A 1,161-nucleotide genomic window follows, 5' to 3' on the forward strand; every position below is an offset into this window, starting at 1 on the left:
CTGCTCCACTTGGGCGAAGAACCCCGTTTCGACCAAATCAAAACCGAAGACATCAAACCCGCCCTGCAAACCGCCATCGCCGAAGCACGCGAACAAATCGCCACCATCAAAGCACAAACGCACACCGACTGGGCAAACACCGTCGAAAAACTGACTGACATTACCGAACGAGTCGGCCGCATTTGGAGCGTGGTTTCCCATCTCAACTCCGTCGTCGATACGCCCGAGCTGCGTGCCGTATACAACGAATTGATGCCTGAAATCACCATTTTCTTCACCGAAATCGGTCAAGACATCGAGTTGTACAACCGCTTCAAAATCATCAAAAATTCTGCCGAATTCAACACACTCTCCCCGGCGCAGCAAACCAAGCTCAACCACGACTTGCGCGACTTCGTCCTCAGCGGTGCCGAATTGCCGCCTGAACAGCAGGCAGAACTGGCGCAACTGCAAACCGAAGGCGCGCAACTGGGTGCCAAATTCGCACAAAACGTCCAAGACGCGACCGACGCTTTCGGCATTTACTTTGACGATGCCGCGCCGCTTGCCGGCATCCCCGAAGACTCCATCGCCATGTTTGCCGCTGCCGCGCAAAGCGAAGGCAAAACAGGCTACAAAATCGGCCTGCAGATTCCGCACTACCTCGCCGTTATCCAATACGCCGACAACCGCGAACTGCGCGAACAAATCTACCGCGCCTACGTTACCCGTGCCAGCGAATTGGCTGACGAAGGCAAATTCGACAACACGGCCAACGTCGAACAAACGCTTGCAAACGCGCTGAAAACCGCCAAACTGCTCGGCTTCAAAAACTACGCCGAGCTGTCGCTGGCAACCAAAATGGCGGATACGCCCGAGCAGGTTCTGAACTTCCTGCACGACCTTGCCCGCCGCGCCAAACCTTTTGCCGAAAAAGACTTTGCCGAGATCAAGGCCTTTGCGCGCGAAAACCTGAATATCGAAGACCCGCAATCATGGGATTTGAGCTATGCCGCCGAAAAACTGCGCCAAGCCAAATACGCCTTCAGCGAAACCGAAGTGAAAAAATACTTCCCTATCAGCAAAGTATTGGCAGGCCTGTTTACCCAAATCAAAAAACTCTACGGCATCGAGCTGGCTGAAAAAACCGTCCCCGTTTGGCACAAAGACGTGCGCTATTTC

Annotated in this window: 1 protein-coding gene; it reads left to right on the top strand. The window is 54.0% G+C overall.

Features of this window, described 5'->3' with window-relative positions:
- Positions 1 to 1,161: M3 family metallopeptidase (locus tag ACTHS3_RS13850; RefSeq protein ID WP_440368237.1), on the top strand; the 1,161-nt coding region annotated here is incomplete at both ends.

The sequence above is a fragment of the Neisseria sp. P0009.S007 genome, assembly GCF_051962515.1.